Origin of the sequence: Streptomyces sp. NPDC003038 (assembly GCF_040611115.1) — a bacterium.
Taxonomy (GTDB): domain Bacteria; phylum Actinomycetota; class Actinomycetes; order Streptomycetales; family Streptomycetaceae; genus Streptomyces.
Genome location: NZ_JBEXNN010000009.1, coordinates 34,380 through 53,636 on the forward strand (window position 1 = coordinate 34,380; position 19,257 = coordinate 53,636).

Consider the following 19,257-nt stretch of genomic DNA (forward strand, 5'->3'; position numbering starts at 1 on the left):
CTGACACAGCGCCCGCCAAGTCCCCGACCAGGGATGGCGGGCGCTGTGGCGTGCGGGGTGAGGCTTGACGAGGGCGTGGGCAAGACTGCTCGGGCCGGCTTCAAACTGGCGCAAGGGTGAGCTGAGCGTTCACCGTCGCGGCGCCCGCCGGCCCCCGAGCGGGGCGGCGGGGGCCGGGGCCGCCTGGCTTGCGTTGTCGCGGGTCGTTCTAGGGTCGGCGGCATGGAGTTTCAGGAAGAGTTGTACGCGCGGGCCGTCGCGGCCGTGGAGGTCGAGGTGAGGGCGCCCCGGGAGGGAGACGTCGAGGTGCTCGCCGAGTTGCGGGCCGAGGTCTTGCGGGCGGATCTGGAGCGGCTCGGGCGCTACGACGAGCTCGGGGTGCGCCGGCGGCTGCGGGACTCGTTCTCCGTCGAGCACTCGTCCGTCCTCGTGGTCGGCGGGCAGGTGGTGGGGTGCTTCACGGTGCGGCCCGACCAGGGCGGGTTGCTGTTGGAGCACTTCTACCTGGCGGCCGAGTACCAGGGGCAGGGGATCGGCTCCGGAGTGCTGCGCGGGGTGCTGGAGCGAGCGGACGCGCAGGGGATGACCGTACGGCTGAACGTGCTGCGGGGGAGCGCCGCGCAGGGCCTGTACGAGAGGTACGGGTTCGTCGTCGAGGTCCAGGACGAGGTGGACGTCTTCATGGTGCGTGCGGCGGTGCGGAGGGTCGGCTCGATGCTACCGAGCGGTATTGACTCTTAGTCAATGAGGCAGCACGCTCGGGGCGAGCCGTCGTCTCTGCGTGGGAGGTCTCGCCGTGAGTACGGAAGAACTGGGCCGGTTGAGTGCGGAGTTGGGAGGCGTCGAGCCGCCCGGGTCGTTCGGCGGGCTCGCGCCGCAGGAGCTGGCGGGGCTGGCCGAGGCGGTGAAGGCCGAGCGGGCGCGGCGGGCCGACGGGCTGAACGAGGCCGCCGAGGACGCGCTCAAGCTGGTGCCCGCGCTCGCGCGCGGGGCCGTACGCAAGGTGCTGTTCCGGTGAGCGCCGTGACGAGCCGGGCGGAAGGGGACAAGGTCGCCCGGCTGCTGGGGGAGGAGCCGGAGGCACTCGCGTTTCTGCGGGGACTGCCCAGTGAGGACGTGCGGCGGTTCCGGGAGCAGGCGAGCGCCGCGCTGTTCGACCGGGCGCCCGAGATGCTCGACCGGATCGCCGCCGCGACCAAGCTGGTGCCGGCCGGGGTGGCCGCGGCCATCTCGCAGAAAGCGCTGGGTCCCCGGTTGGCGGCCGCCGTCGCCGGGCGGCTGGACGCATCGCGTGCCGCCGACATCATCGAGAAGCTGCCGGTGTCGTTCACGGCCGAGTCCTGTGCCCACCTCGACCCGCGGAGGATCGCCGCAATCGTGGACCGCCTCGACGACGGGCTGGTCGTACGGATCGCCGTCGTGCTCGCCGGGAACCGCGACCACCTCACCATGGGGCGGTTCGTCGGGCACCTGCGGGACCAGGTGCTCGGGCGGATCCTGGAGCAGGTCAGCGACACGGACGTACTGCGCGCCGGATTCTACGTCGACCTCCCCGAGCGGCTCCCGCGGATCCTGGAGCTCATGGGCGACGAGCGGCTCCAGGCGGTCGTGCGCGCCGCCGCGGACGGAGGGCTCTGGCAGGAGGCGCTCGCCGTCGCCGGGACGGTCGCCGGCGAGCAGCGAACACGGATCGCCGAGATCACCGCCCGGCTGGACGCGCAGGCGCTCGATTCGCTCGTGCGGGTGACGCACACCGAAGGGCTGTGGGAGTCGCTCCTTCCGCTCGTCGCGCTGCTCGGCGAGGACGACCGGCTCGCCGTGGCCCGCCTGGACTCCCTGCGCGATCCGCAGGTGCTGGCCGGAGCGGTCAGCGCCGTCGTGGCGACCGGCCTGTGGGGGGAGTTCCTGCCGCTGGTCGGTGTCCTGCCCGAGGAGGCGCGCAAGGTGATCGCGGGCGCCGTCGCCGGGCTGGGCGACGCCGAGCTCGACGCGCTGGTCCGGGAGGTCGGCGAGAAGGACCTGTGGGAGCCGGCGCTGCCGCTCGTCGAGCTCATGGAGGATGCGGGGAAGCAGCGGATCTTCGACCTGCCCGCCTTCCGGGACCAGCGGGCTCCGTAGCCCGTACGGACCATCTGCGGGGCTTCTTCGTACAGTTGGCAGGCCCTGCCGTCTGGTACCTATCGGCACCATGGCCCCCACCCGAACCCTGCTGTGCGGTCTCCTCGGCGCCGCCCTGCTCATCCCCGCCTCGCCCGCCGCCACCGCCGACGGGCGGAGCGTCGACTACCGAGGGCTGCGCCTCACCGTCCCCGCCGACTGGAGGGTCGTCGACCTCGACCGCGACCCAGGCGCCTGCCTGCGCCTCGACCTGCCCACCCTCTACCTCGGCCACGCCGGCACCCAGACCGACTGCACCGCCGGCCGCGCCGTTGCCACCCGCGCCGACACCCTGCACCTGGAACCCCTCGACGGGGCCCCGCCGCGCGCCGACATCCCGACCGTCGCGGTGGACTCCGCCGATGACCTGCCCGAGGCCCCGGACCGGCCCGACAGCAACGAGCTGCGGTACGCCCTGCGCCGCTCCGGGGTCATGGCCACCGTTTCGTACGGGGCCGCGCCCGACGCCGTACGAGGGATCCTGGCGCGGGGCCTTGCGGTGGCCGCGGGCATCCCGGGAGCGATCACCCCGATGCCGTCGCCCGTGCTGTCCGTGCTGTCTGTGCCGTCCGTGCTGTCCGTGCGTCCGTCCGTCGTTCCGTCCGTGCTGCCGTCCGTGCTTCCGCCGGTCCCGGGAGCCGCGCCGGCCGCCGCCCTCGCGGGTTCCCGTACCGCCCAACAGCCCTTCACGGGCGAGGGCTTCGACGCCTGCACCGCCCCGGCCCAGCGCGCGATGGACACCTGGCGGGCCGAGTCCCCCTTCGGCGCGGTCGGCGTCTACATCGGCGGCCGCGCCCGGGCCTGCGCCCAGCCGCAGCTCACGGCCGACTGGGTGCGCCGGCAGGACGAGGCGGGCTGGCACGTGATGCCGATCTGGGTGGGTCCGCAGCCCTGGCGCAGCGCCACCACCGGCCTGTCCACCGACCCCGCCGCGGCCGGGCAGCAGGGCCGGTCGGCCGCCGAGGGCGCGGTGAAGGCGGCCCGCTCCCTGGGCCTGGCCGAGGGCACGGTGCTCTACAACGACCTGGAGCACTACACGGACCGCGCCGCCTGGGACGCCCCGGTCGTCTCCTACCTGGTCGCCTGGACGGAGCGGCTGCACGAGCTCCGCTACCGCTCGGGCGCCTACGTCTCGGCGAGCTCCGGCGCCAAGGCGCTCAGCGCCCACCACCACCAGGCCCCGGCGTCCATGCCGGACGTGCTGTGGGTGGCCCGCTGGAACGGCTCGGCCTCCGTCAGCGACGCCGACATGGGACTGCCCGCGGGCACGCGCCAATGGCCGGGCCGGCGTCGCGTCCACCAGTTCCGCGGCGACCACAACGCCTCGTACGGCGGGATCACCATCAACATCGACCGCAACCGGCTCGACGTCGACCCGACGGTCTTCGGCGCCGACGCCGGCGGTCTCCTGTCCCTCAGCTAGCCGGCCCCTCGCGCGGCGGCTCTTCACGCGGTCCCTCCTGGTACGGCGCCTCCTAGCGCGGCGGCTCGTCGTCATTGCCCCGGCGGATGGTGCGCAGGCCGCGCGCCGGGGTCCATGACCGGATCACCAGTTCCTCGCCGTCCACGCCGATGTGGACCACCTCCGTCAGATCGGCGTGGAAGAGGTGGAAGGGGTGCGGGCTCTCCGTCTCCTCCGCGTACCGGTGCAGCTCGGGCGGGTCCACGATCTCCACCGCGCGCCCGGAGACCCGTACGTCCCCGTCCGGCATCGTCTCGCCCGCGCCGGGGTTGGTGTGCAGGGCGAAGCGGGGGTCGCGCTGGAGGTCTTTGGCCTTCATCGAGCCCGGCATCATGCCGAGCCACAGTTCGCCGCCGCGGATGTCGACGTTGAGACCGGCCACCCGAGGGGAGCCGTCCTTGCGGAGGGTGGCCAGGACGTGGTGCGGGTACTGCGCGAAACGGGCCCGGACGGCCTCCGCGAATTCCGGTTCCGCCTTCTCGAACGCAGCCCAGTTGTTCGTCGTCATCCCCCCATCAAAGCGCCCGGCAGGAGCCCCCGCCGCTCAAACGCGATCAAACACGCACGATGCCCGCCGCGCGCGCCGCGGCCAGCCACGACGGGAACTCCCCGACCAGGCGGTCGTACAGCTCCGCGTCCGGGACGGTGCGCGGGTCCAGCCCCGCGTGGAAGTAGCCCGCGTTGTCCACCACGCGCTTGGCCGGGACGGGCAGTTCGTCCAGCCGGCGCAGGAAGTCGAACTGCGTGCTGCGCGTGTTGCCGAAGCCGACGAACTGCCAGAACAGCGGGAGCCGGGCCGCCTTGCACAGGTACTTCTCCGCGGCGAGCTTGCTGACCGGGCCGCCGTCCGTCTGGAAGACGACGAGGGCCGGGTCCGCCGACCCCGAGTCCAGGTAGTGGTCGATCACCGCGTCCATCGCGGCGTCGTACGCCGTCTTGCCCATGTGGCCGAGGCGGGAGGTGATCTCGCCGACCCGCCCCTGGTGCCCGGCGAGGGTGATGTCCTCGACCGCGTCGACCTCCGTGGAGAAGAAGACCACCGGTACCCGGCCGTCGTCGTCCAGGTGCGCCGACAGCCCCAGCACCCGGTCCGCGAGGGCCTGTACGGTGCCGTCCTCGTAGTACGGCCGCATCGACCCGGAGTAGTCCAGCACCAGGTAGACGGCGGCGCGCCCGCCCTCCAGGCCGTGCTTGCGCAGGCTCACCCCGGCGCTCTTGTAGAGGCTCACGAGCGCCGGAGCCGTCTCCTGCACCTTGCGGAGGTCGATCGCGCTGGCGGACATGGGCCCGAGGGTACGTCAGAGCACGTGATATCCCCGTGGCCGACCCCGTGCCCGGGCCGTAGGGTCGCCCGCATGTCCACCACCACCCTGTGGCGTCCGACGGGACCCGCCGAGCTCGACCTGGTCCGCGCCCTCGACTGGCGCGCCTGGCCCCCGCGCCTGCCGGAGCAGCCGATCTTCTATCCGGTCCTGAACGAGGACTACGCGATCCGCATCGCCCGCGACTGGAACGTCAAGCACGACGGGGCGGGCTTCGTGACCCGCTTCGAGGTCGACTCGGCCTTCCTCACGCGTTACCCGGTCCAGCAGGCGGGCGGCGAGACGATCCTGGAGCTCTGGGTTCCGGCGGAGGAGCTCGACGAGTTCAACGCGCACATCATGGGCCGCATCGAGGTGGTGCGCGAGTTCCGCTGAACCCTCGGCCGCGCACCGGCGCCGGTCGCGGACGCCCTGCTGTGGGGCGCCTTCCCCGCTCGGTAGTCCCGGTACGGCGTTCCCCTGCCCGAGCCCGGCCCGCGGAAGCCCTCCTCCAGGCGGCCGGGCCGGGGCAGGGGCAGCTCGCCCCCGGTTCGCGGCGGTGGTGTGCGGGAACTGTTCGTGCACACCGTCCTCGTCACGTACCACCGCGCGCGGCACCGAAGGTCCCGCGCAGGACCTCCGCCCGGCACGCCGAGGGCGTGCCCCACGCGTCCCGCAGCGGGCGGGCCTTGCGCAGCCACAGCGACAGGTCCAGCTCCTGCGTGTAGCCCACCGCGCCGTGCAGCTGGAGCGCCGCCATCGCCGCCCGGTAGCACGATTCCCCCGCCGCCAGCTTCGCCGCGGCGACATCGCCCGGGGCCGGCGACAGCCCCGCCGCCCACACCAGCGGCCGGGCGAACTCCAGGCCCAGCAGGGTGTCCGCCAGCCGGTGCTTGACCGCCTGGAAGCCGCCGATCGGCGTGCCGAACTGCGTGCGCTGCTTCGCGTACTCCACCGTGCGGGCCAGCAGCGCCTCGCCCACGCCCAGGCACTGCGCCGCCGTCAGCAGCCGCGCCCAGCGTCCGGCCGCCTCCGCCGCCGCCGTCACCCGGGGCCCCGACGCCAGCAGTTCGCCGCCGGCCGCGGGCAAGGACAGCCGACGCGTCGGGTCCGTCGAGCGGAGCGGCGCGCCGGGGGCGCGGCCGGCCAGGCGGAGTTCGCCCGCCGTCGACACCGTGAAGCGGTAGGTCGCCGCGTCGGCGTCCAGGGCGTACGGACTCCCGTACGGCACGGTCAGCGTGGCCGAGGCCTCGCCGGCGACCAGCCCCGGCAGGAACCGCTTCGCCACCGCCTCGTCCCCCAGCTCCGCCAGGAGCACCGACACGGCCGCGGTCTCCACCACCGGCCCCGGTACTCCGGCCCGGCCCAACTCGACGAAGCCTAGAGCAAGTTCGAGCGGGTGCAGGCCCATCCCCTCGTACGACTCCGGCGCGGCCAGCGCGAACAGGCCCGTCCGCGCCAGCCGGGACCAGAGCGCCCGCCCCGGTGCGTGATCGCCGCCCGCCCAGGCCCGTGCCGTCTCCGGGACCTCCGCCGAAGCCAGCAGGGAGCGCACGGTACGGGCGAAGTCGCACTGCTCGTCGGTCAGCAGGAAGCGCATCAGCGACGGCCCTTCGGAAGGCCGAGCAGCCGCTCGGCGATGATGTCGCGCTGGATCTCGTTCGTTCCCGCGTAGATCGGCCCGGCCAGGGAGAAGATCCACGGCTCCGACCAGGCGCCGTCGGCGAGTTCCGCGTCCGGGCCCAGCAGGTCCAGTGCCGTCTCGTGCAGGGCGATGTCGTACTCCGACCAGAACACCTTGTTCAGGCTGGACTCGGCGCCGATCGCCCCGCCCGCCGCGAAGCGGGAGGCGCAGCCCCAGGTGAACAGCTCGTAGGCGCGCGCCCCGACCACCGCGTCCGCCACCCGGTCCCGCAGCGCGGTGTCCGCCGGATCGCCCGCCGAGCGCCACAGCCCGGCCAGCCGGGCGGACGCCGCCAGGAACCGGCCGGGGGAGCGCAGGGTGAGCCCCCGCTCGTTGCCGGTCGTCGACATCGCGATCCGCCAGCCCTGCCCCGGCTCGCCGATCACGTCCTCGTCCGGTACGAAGACCCGGTCCAGGAAGATCTCCGCGAAAGCCGGCTTGCCGTCCAGGCGGCCGATGGGCCGCACGGTCACCCCCGGCGCCCGCAGGCCGAACATGAGGTAGGTCAGGCCCTGATGCGGTTTCGCGGCGTGCGGGTCGGTGCGGAAGATGCCGAACGCCCGGTCCGCGAAGGCGGCCCGCGAGGACCACGTCTTCTGCCCGGACAGCAGCCAGCCGCCCTCGGTCCGCACCGCGCGCGACGTCAGGGAGGCCAGGTCGGAGCCCGACTCGGGCTCCGACCAGGCCTGCGCCCAGATCACCTCGCCGCTCGCCATCGACGGCAGCACCCGCGCCCGTTGTCCGGGGCTCGCGTGGTCGAAGAGCGTCGGAGCCAGCAGGTTGATGCCGTTCTGTGAGACGCGGCCGGGCGCGCCCGCCGCCCAGTACTCCTCCTCGAACACCAGCCACCGCACGATGTCCACGCCGCGGCCCCCGTACTCCTCGGGCCAGGACACCGCCGACCAGCGGTCCGCGTGCAGCCGCGCCTCCCACTCCCGGTGGGCCGCGAAGCCCTCTTCCGTCTCCAGGGAGGGCAGGGGGGACGCGGGGACGTGGCGGGCCAGCCAGGCCCGGGCCTCGGCGCGGAACGCCTCCACCTCCGGCGTCTGGGTGAGATCCATCAGGCGTCCGCCTCCCTCCGTACCGCTTCCCTAACAACTGTTTGGTAGGTTAACGTACGGCCATGAGCAGCGTCGAGGAGTTCCGCACCGGCGCTCGGAGTCGGCTACGGGAGGTCGGGCTTGAACGCGCCTGAGTACATCGCCGGCCACACCCTGCTGAAGGGCCGCACCGCCGTCATCACCGCGGCCGCCGGAGCCGGGATCGGCGGGGCCACCGCCCGCCGCTTCCTCGAAGAGGGCGCCCGCATCGTCATCGGCGACGCCCACGCCCGCCGCCTCAAGGAGACCGAGGACGCGCTCGCCGCACGGTTCGGAGCGGACCGCGTCGCCTCCCTCCCCTGCGACGTCACCGACGAGGACCAGGTGCGAGCGCTCTTCGCGCTCGCCGAACAGACCCACGGCGGCCTCGACATCGTCGTCAACAACGCGGGCCTCGGCGGCACCGCGGCCCTCGTCGACATGACCGACGACCAGTGGGGCAAGGTCCTCGACGTCACCCTGAACGGCACCTTCCGCTGCACCCGCGCCGCCCTGCGCTCCCTGCGCGCCGCCGGCACCGGCGGAGTCATCGTCAACAACGCCTCCGTCGTCGGCTGGCGCGCCCAGGCGGGACAGGCCCACTACGCCGCCGCCAAGGCCGGCGTGATGGCGCTGACCCGCTGTGCGGCGCTGGAGGCCGCGGAGTTCGGCGTACGGATCAACGCGGTCGCCCCGAGCCTGGCCATGCACCCGCACCTGGTGAAGGTCACCAGTGAGGAACTGCTCTGCGAACTGACCGCCCGCGAGGCCTTCGGCCGGTACGCGGAGCCGTGGGAGGTCGCCAACGTCATCGTCTTCCTGGCCAGCGGGTACTCGTCGTACATGACGGGCGAGACCGTCTCGGTCAGCAGCCAGCGCGCTTGAGTTACGTGTCCGCGAAGTCCCGCCCGCCTCACGCCCGCCCGCCGGGCGGCAGCGGGCGCCGCCCGGCGGTATCCGGGGGAGCCGCTTCGCGGACGCTCCCTGGCACCAGAATGGGTGTGTGCCCACGAACAAGCCGACAGTCAAGAAGAAGCCGCAGGTGACCGCCGCGCCCGAGCGGCGCAGGGAACTCCTCGACACCGCCGCCGAGGTCTTCGCCGCGCAGGGCTACAACGCCACCACCGTCCGCAAGATCGCCGACGCCGCCGGGATGCTCGCCGGCAGCCTCTACTACCACTTCGATTCGAAGGAATCGATCCTCGACGAGATCCTCTCCGACTTCCTGACCGAGCTGTGGGACGGGTACGACACCGTCCTCGCCTCCGGTCTCGGACCCAGGGAGACCATCGAGGCCCTCGTCACCGAGTCCTTCCGGGAGATCGACCGGCACCGCGCCGCCGTCGCGATCTACCAGAAGGAGGCCCGGCACCTGTCGGTCCAGCCCCGTTTCCACTACCTCGCCGACTCGCAGCAGAAGTTCGAGAAGGCCTGGCTGGGGACGCTGGAACGAGGCGTCGCCGACCAGGTCTTCCGCGCGGACCTCGACATCCGCCTCACCTACCGCTTCGTGCGCGACACGGTGTGGGTGGCGGCGTCCTGGTACCGGCCGGGCGGCCAGCACAGCCCCGAGGAGATCGCCCGTCAGTACCTGTCGATGGTCCTCGACGGGATCGCCGTACGTACGTAGCCGTACGTACGTAACCGACCAGAGGAGTTCCGATGCCCGAGGCCTACATAGTCGACGCGGTACGCACCCCCGTGGGGCGGCGGGGCGGCGGGCTGTCCGCCGTCCACCCGGCCGACCTCGGAGCACACGTGCTCAGGGCCCTGGTCGAGCGGTCCGGGGTGGATCCGGCCGCCGTGGAGGACGTCGTCTTCGGCTGCCTCGACACGGTGGGGCCGCAGGCGGGGGACATCGCGCGGACGGCGTGGCTGGCGGCGGGGCTGCCGCAGGAGGTGCCGGGGGTCACCGTCGACCGCCAGTGCGGCTCCTCCCAGCAGGCGGTGCACTTCGCGGCGCAGGGCGTCCTGTCCGGCACCCAGGATCTGGTGGTCGCCGGCGGTACCCAGAACATGTCGATGATCCCGATCGCCTTCGCCTCCCGGCAGGCGGCCGAGCCGCTGGGCCTCACGCAGGGACCGTACGCGGGGAGCGCCGGCTGGCGGGCCCGGTACGGCGACGCCCCGGTGGACCAGTTCCACGGAGCCGAGCTGATCGCGCGGAAGTGGGGCATCTCGCGGCAGGACATGGAGCGGTTCGCCCTCTCCAGCCACCAGCGGGCGATCCGCGCGATCGACGAGGGCCGCTTCGCACGCGAGACGGTGGCGTACGGGGAGGTGACGGCGGACGAGGGCCCGCGGCGGGACACGAGCCTGGAGAAGATGGCGGCCCTCAGGCCGGTGGTCGAGGGCGGCACCATCACGGCGGCGGTCTCCTCCCAGGTGTCGGACGGCGCTGCGGCCATGCTGATCGCCTCCGAGCGGGCGGTCCGCGCACACGGCCTGCGGCCGCGGGCCCGCATCCACCACCTCTCGGTACGGGGCGAGGACCCGATCCGCATGCTGTCCGCACCCATCCCCGCCACGGCGTACGCCCTGAAGAAGACCGGCATGTCCCTGGCCGACATCGACCTGGTGGAGATCAACGAGGCGTTCGCCCCGGTGGTACTGGCGTGGCTGAAGGAGACCGGAGCCGATCCGTCCCGGGTGAACGTGAACGGCGGCGCCATCGCGCTGGGGCATCCGCTGGGCGCGACGGGCGTGAAGCTGATGACGACGCTCCTGCACGAGCTGGAGCGCACGGGCGGCCGCTTCGGCCTCCAGACGATGTGCGAGGGCGGCGGCCAGGCGAACGTGACGATCATCGAGCGGCTGTAGGTCCCCAGGTCCCCCGCGGATGCGGGCGGGACCCTGCGCGCGGATACCACAGGGGACGGAGATCACACTCTCCCGGCGGCGCTCTCCGGCGGACCTGTGCTAGCGTAGAGCTCGTTGCAGTTGTGGTACCCATGAACTTTATGTGCGCCTGACGGGACTGATCCTCAGGCGCTTTTATTGTTTTGCCGGAATCTCCGGATGGGGCCCTTTGCCGCCTATTCAGGAGATTTAAAATGGCACTTGGCACCGTGAAGTGGTTCAACTCGGAAAAGGGCTTCGGCTTCATCGAGCAGGACGGTGGCGGCCCGGACGTCTTCGCCCACTACTCGAACATCGCCACCCAGGGCTTCCGTGAGCTCCAGGAGGGCCAGCGCGTGTCCTTCGACGTCACCCAGGGCCAGAAGGGCCCGCAGGCCGAGAACATCCTGCCTGCCAACTGACGTCATCAGCACGCCGGGGTCCGCACCGTGAGGTGCGGGCCCCGGCTTGTCTGCTGTTTCGAACCATTTGTAGTACCTGCCGGTTTCAGGAGGGCATTTCCGCATGACCAGCTCCAGCTCCGCACGACCCAGCCGCCGCCCCACCCGGGGCCGAGGTGCGGCCCAGGGACGTCCGAAGGCTGGCGCGGGACGGCAGAAGTCCGCCCCCGTTGCCAGGCCCCAAGAATTCACCATGCCCGAACCGCTGGCCCCGGCGCTCCCGCCGGTCGCCGCGTTCGAGGACATGGGCATGCCCCCGGCGCTGCTGAAGACCCTCGTGGCCCAGGGCGTCACCGAGCCGTTCCCGATCCAGGCCGCGACGCTGCCGAACTCCCTCGTCGGCCGTGACCTGCTCGGCCGCGGCCGTACCGGATCCGGCAAGACGCTCGCCTTCGGCCTGGCGCTGCTGGCCCGGACGGCCGGCCGCCGTGCCGAGCCGAAGGCGCCGCTCGCGCTGGTCCTCGTACCGACCCGTGAGCTCGCGCAGCAGGTGACCGACGCCCTGACCCCGTACGCCACGGCCGTCAACCTGCGCATCGCGACCGTCGTCGGCGGCATGTCGATCAACCGGCAGTCGGGCGCCCTGCGCCGCGGCTCCGAGGTGCTCGTCGCCACCCCCGGCCGCTTGAAGGACCTCATCGACCGCGGTGACGCCGACCTCTCCCAGGTCGCGATCACCGTCCTCGACGAGGCCGACCAGATGACCGACATGGGCTTCATGCCGCAGGTCACGGCGCTGCTCAAGCAGGTTCAGCCCGGCGGTCAGCGCATGCTCTTCTCGGCAACGCTGGACAAGAACATCGACAAGCTCGTCAAGATGTTCCTCACCGACCCGGTCGGGCACTCCGTCGACCCGTCGGCCGGCGCGGTCACCACCATGGAGCACCACGTCCTGTACGTCATGGACGAGACCGACAAGAAGGCCGTGGCGACGCGTATAGCCGCTCGCGACGGCCGGGTGATCATGTTCGTGGACACCAAGCGCGCGGTGGACCGCATGGTCAAGAAGCTCTTGGCGGACGGCGTCCGCGCCTCCGGTCTGCACGGCGGGCGCTCGCAGCCGCAGCGCAACCGGACCCTGGACTGGTTCAAGACGGGCGAGGTCACCGCACTGGTCGCCACCAACGTGGCCGCCCGCGGCATCCACATCGACGACCTCGACCTCGTCGTCAACGTGGACCCGCCCAGCGACCACAAGGACTACCTGCACCGTGGCGGCCGTACCGCGCGCGCCGGTGAGTCCGGCAGCGTGGTCACCCTGGTCCTGCCCGACCAGAAGCGGGACATGACCCGTCTGATGTCGGACGCCGGGATCTCCCCGCGGACCGCGCAGATCAAGTCCTCCGACGAGGAGCTGTCCCGGCTGACCGGCGCCAAGGAGCCCTCGGGCATCCCGGTGGTGCTTGACGTGCCGCAGCCGACCCCGCCGCGCCAGCGCTCCGCGTCGAAGCCCGCTTCGGGTACCGGCGCCGGTGGTGGCGGGCGCCGCCGTTCGGGCGGGCCGCGCACCGGCGCCGCCCCTACGGGTGCGGCTCCGGCCGCCGGTGGTCGTGGACGCCGCTCCGGCGGCGGCGCCGCCGGTCAGGCACCGGCCTCCGGGTCGGGCCAGGCCCGTCGCGGTGGCCAGGGCGGCCAGGGCGCCGGAGCCAACGGCTCCGGCGAGCGCGGCCGGCGTACCGGGGGCGGCGCCTCCGGGGGTGCGGCAGCCGCTTCCTCCCGCAGCCGGGTCGGCACCCAGTCCGCCGGCCAGGGCCGCCGTCGGGCCGTCTGACCCGCAGAACCGTCCGGTAGTCCACTACGCCGGGCAGCGCCACGCGCGCTGCCCGGCGCAGTCGCGTCCGGGGGTGATCCGGGGGTGATCCGCCAGTGGTCCGCCGGTGATCCGCGGGCGGTCCGCGGGCGGTCCTCGGGCCGTCCTACGAGCGGACCAGCTGGTCCTGGAGCTTCGCCAGCGTCCGCAGATCCAGGCCGAGGCCCTCGGTCAGGTAGCCGTAGAGACTGCCGTAGTCGGCCTCCATCTGCGCCGTCGCGGAGTCCAGGTAGTCCTGGCGGACCTCCTGGAGCGGGATCAGCAGATCCGGGTTCTGCATCCGCCCGGACTGCTTCAGGGCCGCCCGCACCTGGGCGTCGTAGGCGGCACGGAAGGTGTTCGACGCCAGGTAGTCGCCCTCGGCGGTCTCCTGCGGCACGGCCAGGGCGCGCAGCAGTACGTAGCTCATCCAGCCCGTCCGGTCCTTGCCCGACGTGCAGTGGTACAGGACCGGGCCCTGACCGGCATCGGCGATCTCCCGCAGGGTCGCCGCGAACCGCGCCCGGTTCTCGGGGCTGGTCACGAAGGTGCGGTAGATGTCGCGCATGTAGGCCTCGGCGCGGCCGCCGCCGAGGATCTGCTCCTGCCGGGCGGGGTCGCCGCTGGAGATCACGGTGACGAGGGTCCCGAAGAGACCGAGATCGCTGACCGGGCGGGCGGTGGGGGTGAGGCCGGCGGGCAGCCTGTCGGGGCCTTCGTACTGGAGCTCCATCGGGATGCGGAAGTCGACGACCTTCGTGAGGCCCAGAGCGGAGACGGTGGTGATGTCCGCGGCGGTCAGCCTGCTCAGCGCGTCGGAGCGGTACACCAGCCCCTGGCGTACCCGGCCGCCGGTCCAGGTGCGGTAGCCGCCGAGGTCGCGCACGTTGACGGCGCCCTGCAGGGGTATCTGGCGGATCGCTTCCACGGTGTGGGGGTGAAGCCGGTGGTGCAGGGTGGCGACCCCGGCTCCGGGCGCCGACGCGGCGTACGCGGAGGCGGGCAGGGTCCCGACGGAGAGGGCGGCGGCGAGGACCGCGGCCGCCAGGCGGATTCGAGCACGGCTCATCTTGCGACTCCTGTGACGGAGAAGGGGGATCACCCTGGTGGTGGCAGGGTGCGGAGCGAGTGCGGGCCTTCCACGTGGTGCAGCTGGTGCAGGTGGTGCGGGTCGGGTAGGTGATGCAGCTGGTGCAGGTGTTCCAGCACGGTGTGTGCCTCGGCCATGACGCGGGAGACCAGCTCCGCGCACGACGGGAGATCCTCGATCACCCCCGCGACCTGGCCCGATGCCATGACGCCGAGGTCCGTACGGCCCTCGACCATGGAGGCCCGCAGGAGCATGGGGGTGTTCGCGGCGAGCAGGACCTGGCTCCAGGACAGCTCCTTGCCGTGCTTCATCGCGAGGCCGTCCCGCACCATCCGGGACCAGGTCAGGCCGGAGAGCTTCCTGAATCCGGCCGCGTGCCGCAGGGCCCGGACGAGCGCCCCGGCGCGGCCCGCCCGCTCCAGGGAGTCGACCAGCTCGCTGCGGAGCATGCGGTGCGGCAGCCCGTCGACGGCCGTGGTCACGGTGACGTCCTTGACGGTGGCCGCCAGGTACCGGGCCTTGACCGCGTCCGGGACGGTGGAATCGCTGGTCAGCAGGAAGCGGGTGCCCATGGCGATGCCCGCCGCCCCGTACGACAGCGCCGCGACGAGCCCGCGGCCGTCGCTGAAGCCGCCCGCCGCGATCACCGGGATCTCCACGGCGTCCACGACCTGCGGCAACAGCACGGTCGTGGCCACGTCCCCGGTGTGGCCCCCGCCCTCGCCGCCCTGCACGATCACCGCGTCGGCGCCCCAGGCGGCGACCTTCTCGGCGTGCCGGCGGGCGCCGACGGACGGGATGACGACCACGCCCGCGTTCCTGAGCCGCGCGATGAGCTCCTCGGAGGGCGCGAGGGCGAAGGAGGCGACCCGTACGCCCTCCTCGATGATCAGCTGCGCGCGATCGGCCGCGTCGCCGGCGTCCGCCCGCAGATTGACCCCGAAGACGGTGCCGTGCGCGGTACGGGACTTGACCTCGCGGACCGCCGAGCGCAGTTGGTCCATCGTCATCGTCGCGGAGGCCAGGATGCCCAGCGCCCCCGCGTTGGCCGCGCCCGACACCAGCCGCGGCCCGGCGACCCAGCCCATGCCCGTCTGCACGATCGGGTGCTCGACGCGGACCAGCTTGGTGAATGCCGTCTCCATCGGATCAGACCCGCACTTCCCGGTCGCGCAGGCCCTCGGGGTCGATCACCTCGCGGATCAGCCGCAGCTCGTCCGCGGTCGGCTCCCGGGTGTACGGAACGTCCCCGGCGACGGCCGGCTCGAAGCCGGTGGCCGCCCGGACCTGCTCGACGGTGACCCCGGGGTGCAGGGAGGCCAGGCGCATCGTGTGGCCGGGGCCCGCGAAGTCGAAGACGCCGAGGTCGCTGACCACCCGGGGAAGGCGGTGGTAGCGGGTCACCCCGGCCTCGGCCGCGCGGTCGTAGCCGACGCCGCAGACCATGTCGACGCGTTCGACGAAGACCCGGGTGGAGTGTTTCGGCACCCAGTAACTCACCGGGTGGTTGAGGGTGTTGACAGGCGCGCCGCGCACTCCGAGGAGCTGGCGCGCCGGCTGCTCCCAGGCGCCGATGCAGGAGATGTTCTGGTTGCCGAACCGGTCGATCTGGCTGGCGCCCATCATCACGTGCCGCTTTCCGCCGGTGACCATGGCCAGGTGGCGGCGGTACGGGAGCCAGCCCTCGGCCGTGCCGTCGAGCGAGACGAGCATGGCTTCGCCGTCGGTCAGCAGGAGGTCGGGGGAGAAGGTGCGCTTCGCGAGGCGGGCGCCGAGGGAGGGGATGAGGCCCATCGGGCTGGCGAGGACCTCGCCGTTGTCGCGCCAGGCCTCGGCGCATGCGATCACGCAGTACTCGGCGCGGGTGGCGTCCACGGGCGGGAGAGTCGGCGGGGCTGTGGGCGGGGGCGTGGACTGGGGTGTCGGCGGGGTCGCCGGTGTGGTGGTCACCGCTGCTCCTCGTGCCAGGTCCGGACGGCGGACTGGTAGTCGTGCTCACTCGCGCCGGAGAGGAACCGCCCGGCGAACTCGGGCCAGGAGGTGGTCGCGTACAGCTTCTGGAAGGCCTCGTCGCGGCCGTAGTCGGGCGCGCAGGAGGTGAAGTGCGCGCCGTTCGGGGTCTCGACGACCCCGGAGACGCAGTGGCGGCTGACGAGGAGGGACTGCGGGGGACCGGCCTTGGACAGCTCCGCGGTCTCGACGAGCTGTTCGCAGGAGACGTAGGCGCTGTCGGCGGCCTCGCAGAAGAGGTCGTCGAAGTAGGGGTCGGGGCCCAGGTACTGGGCGTTGCCCAGGCGGTCGGCGCGGTTGAGGTGGACCAGCGCGGCGTCCATGCGCAGTGCGGGTACGGCCACGAACTCCTCGCCGTCGGCGTAGGGGGAGGTGACCGTACGCAGCTCCGGATTGACCCGCATGACGTCGGAGCCGAGGCCGGCGCGGACGGGCAGGAAGGGCAGCCGGTGCGCGGCGGCGTGCAGTCCCCACATGAACATGGCCTCGTCGAGCTCGGTGAGCGCGAAGGCGGCGCGCTCGCGGGCGGCCCGGAAGTGGGGTTCCAGCGGGACCGAGTCGAGGGTCGCGAAAGGGGCCACGAGCCGGCGGATCCGGCCGGCGGCGGCCAGCAGGCCGACATCGGGGCCACCGTACGAGATCACGGTCAGATCGGTGATCTCCGAGCGCAGCAGCGCGCGCACCAGGGCCATGGGCTTGCGCCGGGAGCCCCAGCCGCCGATGCCGACGGTCATCCCGCTGCGCAGCCGGCCGATCACGTCTTCGCAGGTCATGCTCTTGTCGGTCATGCCGGTCCCTCCTGCCGCGCGGCGCCGGCGAAGGTGTCGCGGACCCGGTCGGCCACCCCGCTGAGATTGGCCTCGAAGGTGAAGCCCTGCTCGAAGCGGTAGCTGCGGCGCACGTCCACGGGGTCGATGCCGTTGATGGCGGCCTTGGCGAGCCGGATCAGGTAGCCGTCCTTCCGCGCGATCTCGGCGGCCAGTTCCAGGGCCGCGGCCCGCAGTTCCGCGCGGGGGACCACCTTCCAGACCGAGCCGTGCGCGTGCAGTTCGGCGGCGGTCGCGGTCCGCGAGGTGTAGTAGAGGGCGCGCATCAGGTGCTGCGGGACCAGCCGGGCCAGGTGGGTGGCGGCGCCGAGCGCGCCCCGGTCGAGCTCCGGCAGGCCGAAGGCGGCGTCGTCCGAGGCGACGATCGCGTCGGCGTTCCCGGCCAGGCCGACGCCGCCGCCCAGGCAGAAGCCGTGCACGGCGGCGACGACCGGCACCTCGCACTCGTACACGGCGGCGAAGGCCTCGTAGCAGCCGCGGTTGGCGCCGATGAGGGAGGCGTGGCCGGTGTCGCGCTGCAACTCCTTGATGTCGACGCCGGCGTTGAATCCGCGGCCCTCGGCGGCGAGGACGACACAGCGGACCTCGGGGTCGCGGCCGGCCGCGCGCAAGGCGTCGGCGAGCTCGTACCAGCCCTGTACGGGCAGTGCGTTGACGGGCGGGAAGTCGACTGTGACGAGCGCGATGCCCTTGCCGGGGCTTGAGGTGGAGACACCCATGAGCGGATCAGCTACCTTTCCACCAAACATTTGTTAGGCGAGGAAGGTAGCAGCCCATGGAGCTGGACGGGAGGGTCGCCGTCGTCACCGGGGGAACCCGGGGCGTCGGCGCCGGCATCGCCCGGTCGTTCCTCGCGGCGGGGGCGCGGGTCGTCGTCTGCGCGCGCCGGCCACCTCGGGAGCCGGTGACGGCGGGTGCCCTGAAGGCGGCCTTCACCCCGCTCGACCTGCGCGATCCGGGCGCCGTTCAGGACTTCTTCGGCGCGGTCGCGCAGCGGTACGGACGGCTCGACTGCCTGGTCAACAACGCGGGTGGGACCCCGTACCGGCTGCTGGACGAGGGCGAGGCGCAGCGGCACGCGCGGGTCGTCGAGCTCAATCTGCTGGCGCCGCTGACGGCCTCGCTGGCGGCGTACCCCTGGCTGCGGCGGGCCCGTGGATCGGTGGTGATGATCGGCAGCGTCAGCGGGACGCGGCCGTCGCCGGGAACGGCCGCGTACGGCGCGGCGAAGGCGGGGCTGGAGAACCTGGCCCGGTCCATGGCCGTGGAGTGGGCACCGGAGGTACGGGTGAACTCGCTGGTCCTCGGCATGGTGCGGACCGAACTGTCCCACCTGCACTACGGCGACGGGGCGGGCATCGCGGCGGTGGGCGCGACCGTCCCGCTGGGGCGGCTGGCGGAGCCCTCGGAGGTGGGAGAGGCGGCCGTGTTCCTGGCCTCCGGCCGGGCCGGGTACGTCAGCGGGGCGAGCCTGCTGGTGCACGGGGGCGGGGAGCGCCCGGCCTTTCTGGACGCGGCCACCGTCAACAGGGTGAACGAGGACGGCACGGGAAGCACGGGTGGCACGGGTGGCACGGGTGGCACGGGAAGCGAGGAGGGCTGAGATGGCCGGTCTGTGCGAGGGACGAGTCGTGATCGTGACGGGCGCGGGGCGGGGCCTGGGCCGGGCCCACGCGCTGGCCTTCGCGGCGGAGGGGGCGCGGGTCGTGGTCAACGACCTGGGAGTGGGCCTCGACGGACTGCCGGGGCCGGACAGTCCGGCCGCGCAGGTAGTGGCGGAGATCCGGGCGCTGGGCGGGGAGGCGGTGGCGCACGGCGGGGACATCGCGACGAGCGAGGGGGCGTCCTCACTGGTCGAGAGCGCGGTGTCGGCGTTCGGAAGGCTGGACACGCTCGTCAACAACGCGGGGTTCCTGCGGGACCGGATGCTGGTCAACCTGGACGAGGACGACTGGGACGCGGTCGTGCGGGTGCACCTGAAGGGGCACTTCCTTCCGCTGCGGTGCGCGGCCGGGTGGTGGCGGTCGGAGGCCAAGGCCGGGCGGCCGGTGGCCGCCCGCGTGGTCAACACGTCGTCCGGGGCGGGGCTGTTGGGCTCGGTCGGCCAGGGGAACTACAGCGCGGCCAAGGCCGGCATCCTGGGCATGACCCTGGTCGCGGCGGCGGAGATGGGCCGGTACGGGGTCCAGGTCAACGCGATCGCCCCGGCGGCGCGGACGCGGATGACGGAGGAGACCTTCGCGCAGACCATGGCCGCGCCGGGGGAGGGCGACTTCGACGCGATGGCCCCGGAGAACGTGTCCCCGCTGGTGGTCTGGCTCGGCGCCGACGCCTCGGCGGGCGTCACGGGCCGTGTCTTCGAGGCGGAGGGCGGCCGGATCACGGTCATGGAGGGCTGGCGTCCCGGTCCCACCGCCGACCGGGGGGCCCGCTGGACCCCCGCCGAGGCGGGGGAGGCGGCGGCGAAACTCCTGTCGGCGGCCGCAGCCCCGCTGCCGGTGTACGGGGCGCGCTGATCCGGCGGCGGCATGGGTGGGTGCGGACCAGCTGTCGACCGTA

At 73.0% G+C, this 19,257-nt stretch carries 21 protein-coding genes; 12 read left to right on the plus strand and 9 right to left on the minus strand.

All coding sequences use genetic code 11. The annotated features are described in order from the left end of the window. Positions 1-222: 222 nt before the first annotated feature. The 4 genes from ABZX75_RS14055 to ABZX75_RS14070 all read left to right on the plus strand — a co-directional run bounded on the left by ABZX75_RS14055 (position 223) and on the right by ABZX75_RS14070 (position 3,580). Positions 223-741 carry a GNAT family N-acetyltransferase gene (locus tag ABZX75_RS14055; RefSeq protein ID WP_355410408.1) on the plus strand — a complete coding sequence of 173 codons (519 nt, stop codon included), beginning with the start codon at positions 223-225 and terminating at the stop codon, positions 739-741. A gap of 55 nt (positions 742-796) precedes the next feature. Then, complete coding sequence (locus ABZX75_RS14060) at positions 797-1,018, plus strand: hypothetical protein (RefSeq protein ID WP_355410409.1); 222 nt, start codon at positions 797-799, stop codon at positions 1,016-1,018. Continuing rightward, the gene (locus ABZX75_RS14065; RefSeq protein ID WP_355410410.1) at positions 1,015-2,118 is read left to right on the plus strand and encodes a hypothetical protein; all 1,104 of its coding nucleotides are present in this window, start codon (positions 1,015-1,017) and stop codon (positions 2,116-2,118) included. Before ABZX75_RS14060 ends, ABZX75_RS14065 begins: the two co-directional genes overlap by 4 nt. A 70-nt stretch (positions 2,119-2,188) precedes the next feature. Then, entirely contained in the window at positions 2,189-3,580 is a 1,392-nt protein-coding gene (locus tag ABZX75_RS14070; protein ID WP_355410411.1) for a DUF1906 domain-containing protein, read from the plus strand. Positions 3,581-3,632: 52 nt separating this feature from the next. Here ABZX75_RS14070 and ABZX75_RS14075 read toward each other — a convergent pair whose 3' ends face one another. Next, entirely contained in the window at positions 3,633-4,127 is a 495-nt protein-coding gene (locus ABZX75_RS14075; RefSeq protein WP_355410412.1) for a pyridoxamine 5'-phosphate oxidase family protein, read from the minus strand. A gap of 46 nt (positions 4,128-4,173) precedes the next feature. Continuing rightward, complete coding sequence (locus tag ABZX75_RS14080; RefSeq protein WP_355410413.1) at positions 4,174-4,902, minus strand: VWA domain-containing protein; 729 nt, start codon at positions 4,900-4,902, stop codon at positions 4,174-4,176. Positions 4,903-4,974: 72 nt separating this feature from the next. On the opposite strand from ABZX75_RS14080, the gene ABZX75_RS14085 reads away from it, so the two are divergent. Next, positions 4,975-5,316, plus strand: coding sequence for a hypothetical protein (locus ABZX75_RS14085; RefSeq protein WP_355410414.1), 342 nt, complete (start codon positions 4,975-4,977; stop codon positions 5,314-5,316). A 199-nt stretch (positions 5,317-5,515) separates the two neighbouring features. Here the strand turns inward: ABZX75_RS14085 and ABZX75_RS14090 are convergent, their stop codons facing one another. Together ABZX75_RS14090 and ABZX75_RS14095 are read right to left on the minus strand one after the other, a co-directional pair. Further along, the gene (locus ABZX75_RS14090) at positions 5,516-6,520 is read right to left on the minus strand and encodes an acyl-CoA dehydrogenase family protein (protein ID WP_355410415.1); all 1,005 of its coding nucleotides are present in this window, start codon (positions 6,518-6,520) and stop codon (positions 5,516-5,518) included. Next, entirely contained in the window at positions 6,520-7,665 is a 1,146-nt protein-coding gene (locus tag ABZX75_RS14095; protein ID WP_355410416.1) for an acyl-CoA dehydrogenase family protein, read from the minus strand. Before ABZX75_RS14095 ends, ABZX75_RS14090 begins: the two co-directional genes overlap by 1 nt. 120 nt (positions 7,666-7,785) lie before the next feature. On the opposite strand from ABZX75_RS14095, the gene ABZX75_RS14100 reads away from it, so the two are divergent. The 5 genes from ABZX75_RS14100 to ABZX75_RS14120 all read left to right on the plus strand — a co-directional run bounded on the left by ABZX75_RS14100 (position 7,786) and on the right by ABZX75_RS14120 (position 12,753). Beyond that, positions 7,786-8,568 (plus strand): SDR family oxidoreductase, encoded by a 783-nt coding sequence (locus tag ABZX75_RS14100; protein ID WP_355410417.1) that lies wholly within the window; start codon positions 7,786-7,788, stop codon positions 8,566-8,568. Between the two features lie 118 nt (positions 8,569-8,686). Further along, entirely contained in the window at positions 8,687-9,313 is a 627-nt protein-coding gene (locus ABZX75_RS14105; protein WP_355410418.1) for a TetR/AcrR family transcriptional regulator, read from the plus strand. 32 nt (positions 9,314-9,345) lie between these two features. Beyond that, positions 9,346-10,503: an acetyl-CoA C-acetyltransferase gene (locus tag ABZX75_RS14110; protein ID WP_355410419.1), complete on the plus strand. Its 1,158-nt coding sequence runs from the start codon at positions 9,346-9,348 to the stop codon at positions 10,501-10,503. 233 nt (positions 10,504-10,736) lie between these two features. Further along, a complete protein-coding gene (locus ABZX75_RS14115) occupies positions 10,737-10,943 on the plus strand; it encodes a cold-shock protein (RefSeq protein ID WP_030707191.1) in 207 nt (68 codons plus the stop codon). Positions 10,944-11,046: 103 nt separating this feature from the next. Continuing rightward, complete coding sequence (locus tag ABZX75_RS14120; protein ID WP_355410420.1) at positions 11,047-12,753, plus strand: DEAD/DEAH box helicase; 1,707 nt, start codon at positions 11,047-11,049, stop codon at positions 12,751-12,753. A 145-nt stretch (positions 12,754-12,898) separates the two neighbouring features. Here the strand turns inward: ABZX75_RS14120 and ABZX75_RS14125 are convergent, their stop codons facing one another. The 5 genes from ABZX75_RS14125 to ABZX75_RS14145 all read right to left on the minus strand — a co-directional run bounded on the left by ABZX75_RS14125 (position 12,899) and on the right by ABZX75_RS14145 (position 17,417). Continuing rightward, a complete protein-coding gene (locus tag ABZX75_RS14125) occupies positions 12,899-13,840 on the minus strand; it encodes a tyrosine-protein phosphatase (protein ID WP_355410421.1) in 942 nt (313 codons plus the stop codon). Between the two features lie 29 nt (positions 13,841-13,869). Further along, positions 13,870-15,006, minus strand: coding sequence for a nitronate monooxygenase (locus ABZX75_RS14130; protein WP_355410422.1), 1,137 nt, complete (start codon positions 15,004-15,006; stop codon positions 13,870-13,872). 4 nt (positions 15,007-15,010) lie between these two features. Next, positions 15,011-15,736 carry a CoA-transferase gene (locus ABZX75_RS14135; RefSeq protein WP_355410594.1) on the minus strand — a complete coding sequence of 242 codons (726 nt, stop codon included), beginning with the start codon at positions 15,734-15,736 and terminating at the stop codon, positions 15,011-15,013. Positions 15,737-15,807: 71 nt separating this feature from the next. Then, positions 15,808-16,659, minus strand: coding sequence for a CoA-transferase (locus ABZX75_RS14140; RefSeq protein ID WP_355410423.1), 852 nt, complete (start codon positions 16,657-16,659; stop codon positions 15,808-15,810). Continuing rightward, a complete protein-coding gene (locus ABZX75_RS14145) occupies positions 16,656-17,417 on the minus strand; it encodes an enoyl-CoA hydratase family protein (RefSeq protein WP_355410424.1) in 762 nt (253 codons plus the stop codon). The genes ABZX75_RS14140 and ABZX75_RS14145 overlap by 4 nt, the downstream gene beginning before the upstream one ends. A gap of 56 nt (positions 17,418-17,473) precedes the next feature. Here ABZX75_RS14145 and ABZX75_RS14150 point away from each other — a divergent pair, with 56 nt between their 5' ends. Together ABZX75_RS14150 and ABZX75_RS14155 are read left to right on the plus strand one after the other, a co-directional pair. Beyond that, a complete protein-coding gene (locus ABZX75_RS14150) occupies positions 17,474-18,301 on the plus strand; it encodes an SDR family oxidoreductase (protein ID WP_355410425.1) in 828 nt (275 codons plus the stop codon). A 1-nt stretch (position 18,302) separates the two neighbouring features. Continuing rightward, on the plus strand, positions 18,303-19,214 hold the full coding sequence (locus ABZX75_RS14155) for an SDR family oxidoreductase (protein WP_355410426.1): 912 nt from the start codon (positions 18,303-18,305) through the stop codon (positions 19,212-19,214). The last annotated feature ends 43 nt before the right edge of the window (positions 19,215-19,257 follow it).

What these genes read in the sequence shown, in the direction of transcription:
- ABZX75_RS14055 (WP_355410408.1), top strand. Translation starts at nt 223, where the DNA reads ATGGAGTTTCAGGAAGAGTTGTACGCGCGGGCCGTCGCGGCCGTGGAG.
- ABZX75_RS14070 (WP_355410411.1), top strand. Translation starts at nt 2,189, where the DNA reads ATGGCCCCCACCCGAACCCTGCTGTGCGGTCTCCTCGGCGCCGCCCTG.
- ABZX75_RS14075 (WP_355410412.1), bottom strand. Translation starts at nt 4,127, where the DNA reads ATGACGACGAACAACTGGGCTGCGTTCGAGAAGGCGGAACCGGAATTC.
- ABZX75_RS14080 (WP_355410413.1), bottom strand. Translation starts at nt 4,902, where the DNA reads ATGTCCGCCAGCGCGATCGACCTCCGCAAGGTGCAGGAGACGGCTCCG.
- ABZX75_RS14085 (WP_355410414.1), top strand. Translation starts at nt 4,975, where the DNA reads ATGTCCACCACCACCCTGTGGCGTCCGACGGGACCCGCCGAGCTCGAC.
- ABZX75_RS14090 (WP_355410415.1), bottom strand. Translation starts at nt 6,520, where the DNA reads ATGCGCTTCCTGCTGACCGACGAGCAGTGCGACTTCGCCCGTACCGTG.
- ABZX75_RS14095 (WP_355410416.1), bottom strand. Translation starts at nt 7,665, where the DNA reads ATGGATCTCACCCAGACGCCGGAGGTGGAGGCGTTCCGCGCCGAGGCC.
- ABZX75_RS14110 (WP_355410419.1), top strand. Translation starts at nt 9,346, where the DNA reads ATGCCCGAGGCCTACATAGTCGACGCGGTACGCACCCCCGTGGGGCGG.
- ABZX75_RS14115 (WP_030707191.1), top strand. Translation starts at nt 10,737, where the DNA reads ATGGCACTTGGCACCGTGAAGTGGTTCAACTCGGAAAAGGGCTTCGGC.
- ABZX75_RS14120 (WP_355410420.1), top strand. Translation starts at nt 11,047, where the DNA reads ATGACCAGCTCCAGCTCCGCACGACCCAGCCGCCGCCCCACCCGGGGC.
- ABZX75_RS14125 (WP_355410421.1), bottom strand. Translation starts at nt 13,840, where the DNA reads ATGAGCCGTGCTCGAATCCGCCTGGCGGCCGCGGTCCTCGCCGCCGCC.
- ABZX75_RS14130 (WP_355410422.1), bottom strand. Translation starts at nt 15,006, where the DNA reads ATGGAGACGGCATTCACCAAGCTGGTCCGCGTCGAGCACCCGATCGTG.
- ABZX75_RS14140 (WP_355410423.1), bottom strand. Translation starts at nt 16,659, where the DNA reads ATGACCGACAAGAGCATGACCTGCGAAGACGTGATCGGCCGGCTGCGC.
- ABZX75_RS14145 (WP_355410424.1), bottom strand. Translation starts at nt 17,417, where the DNA reads ATGGGTGTCTCCACCTCAAGCCCCGGCAAGGGCATCGCGCTCGTCACA.
- ABZX75_RS14150 (WP_355410425.1), top strand. Translation starts at nt 17,474, where the DNA reads ATGGAGCTGGACGGGAGGGTCGCCGTCGTCACCGGGGGAACCCGGGGC.
- ABZX75_RS14155 (WP_355410426.1), top strand. Translation starts at nt 18,303, where the DNA reads ATGGCCGGTCTGTGCGAGGGACGAGTCGTGATCGTGACGGGCGCGGGG.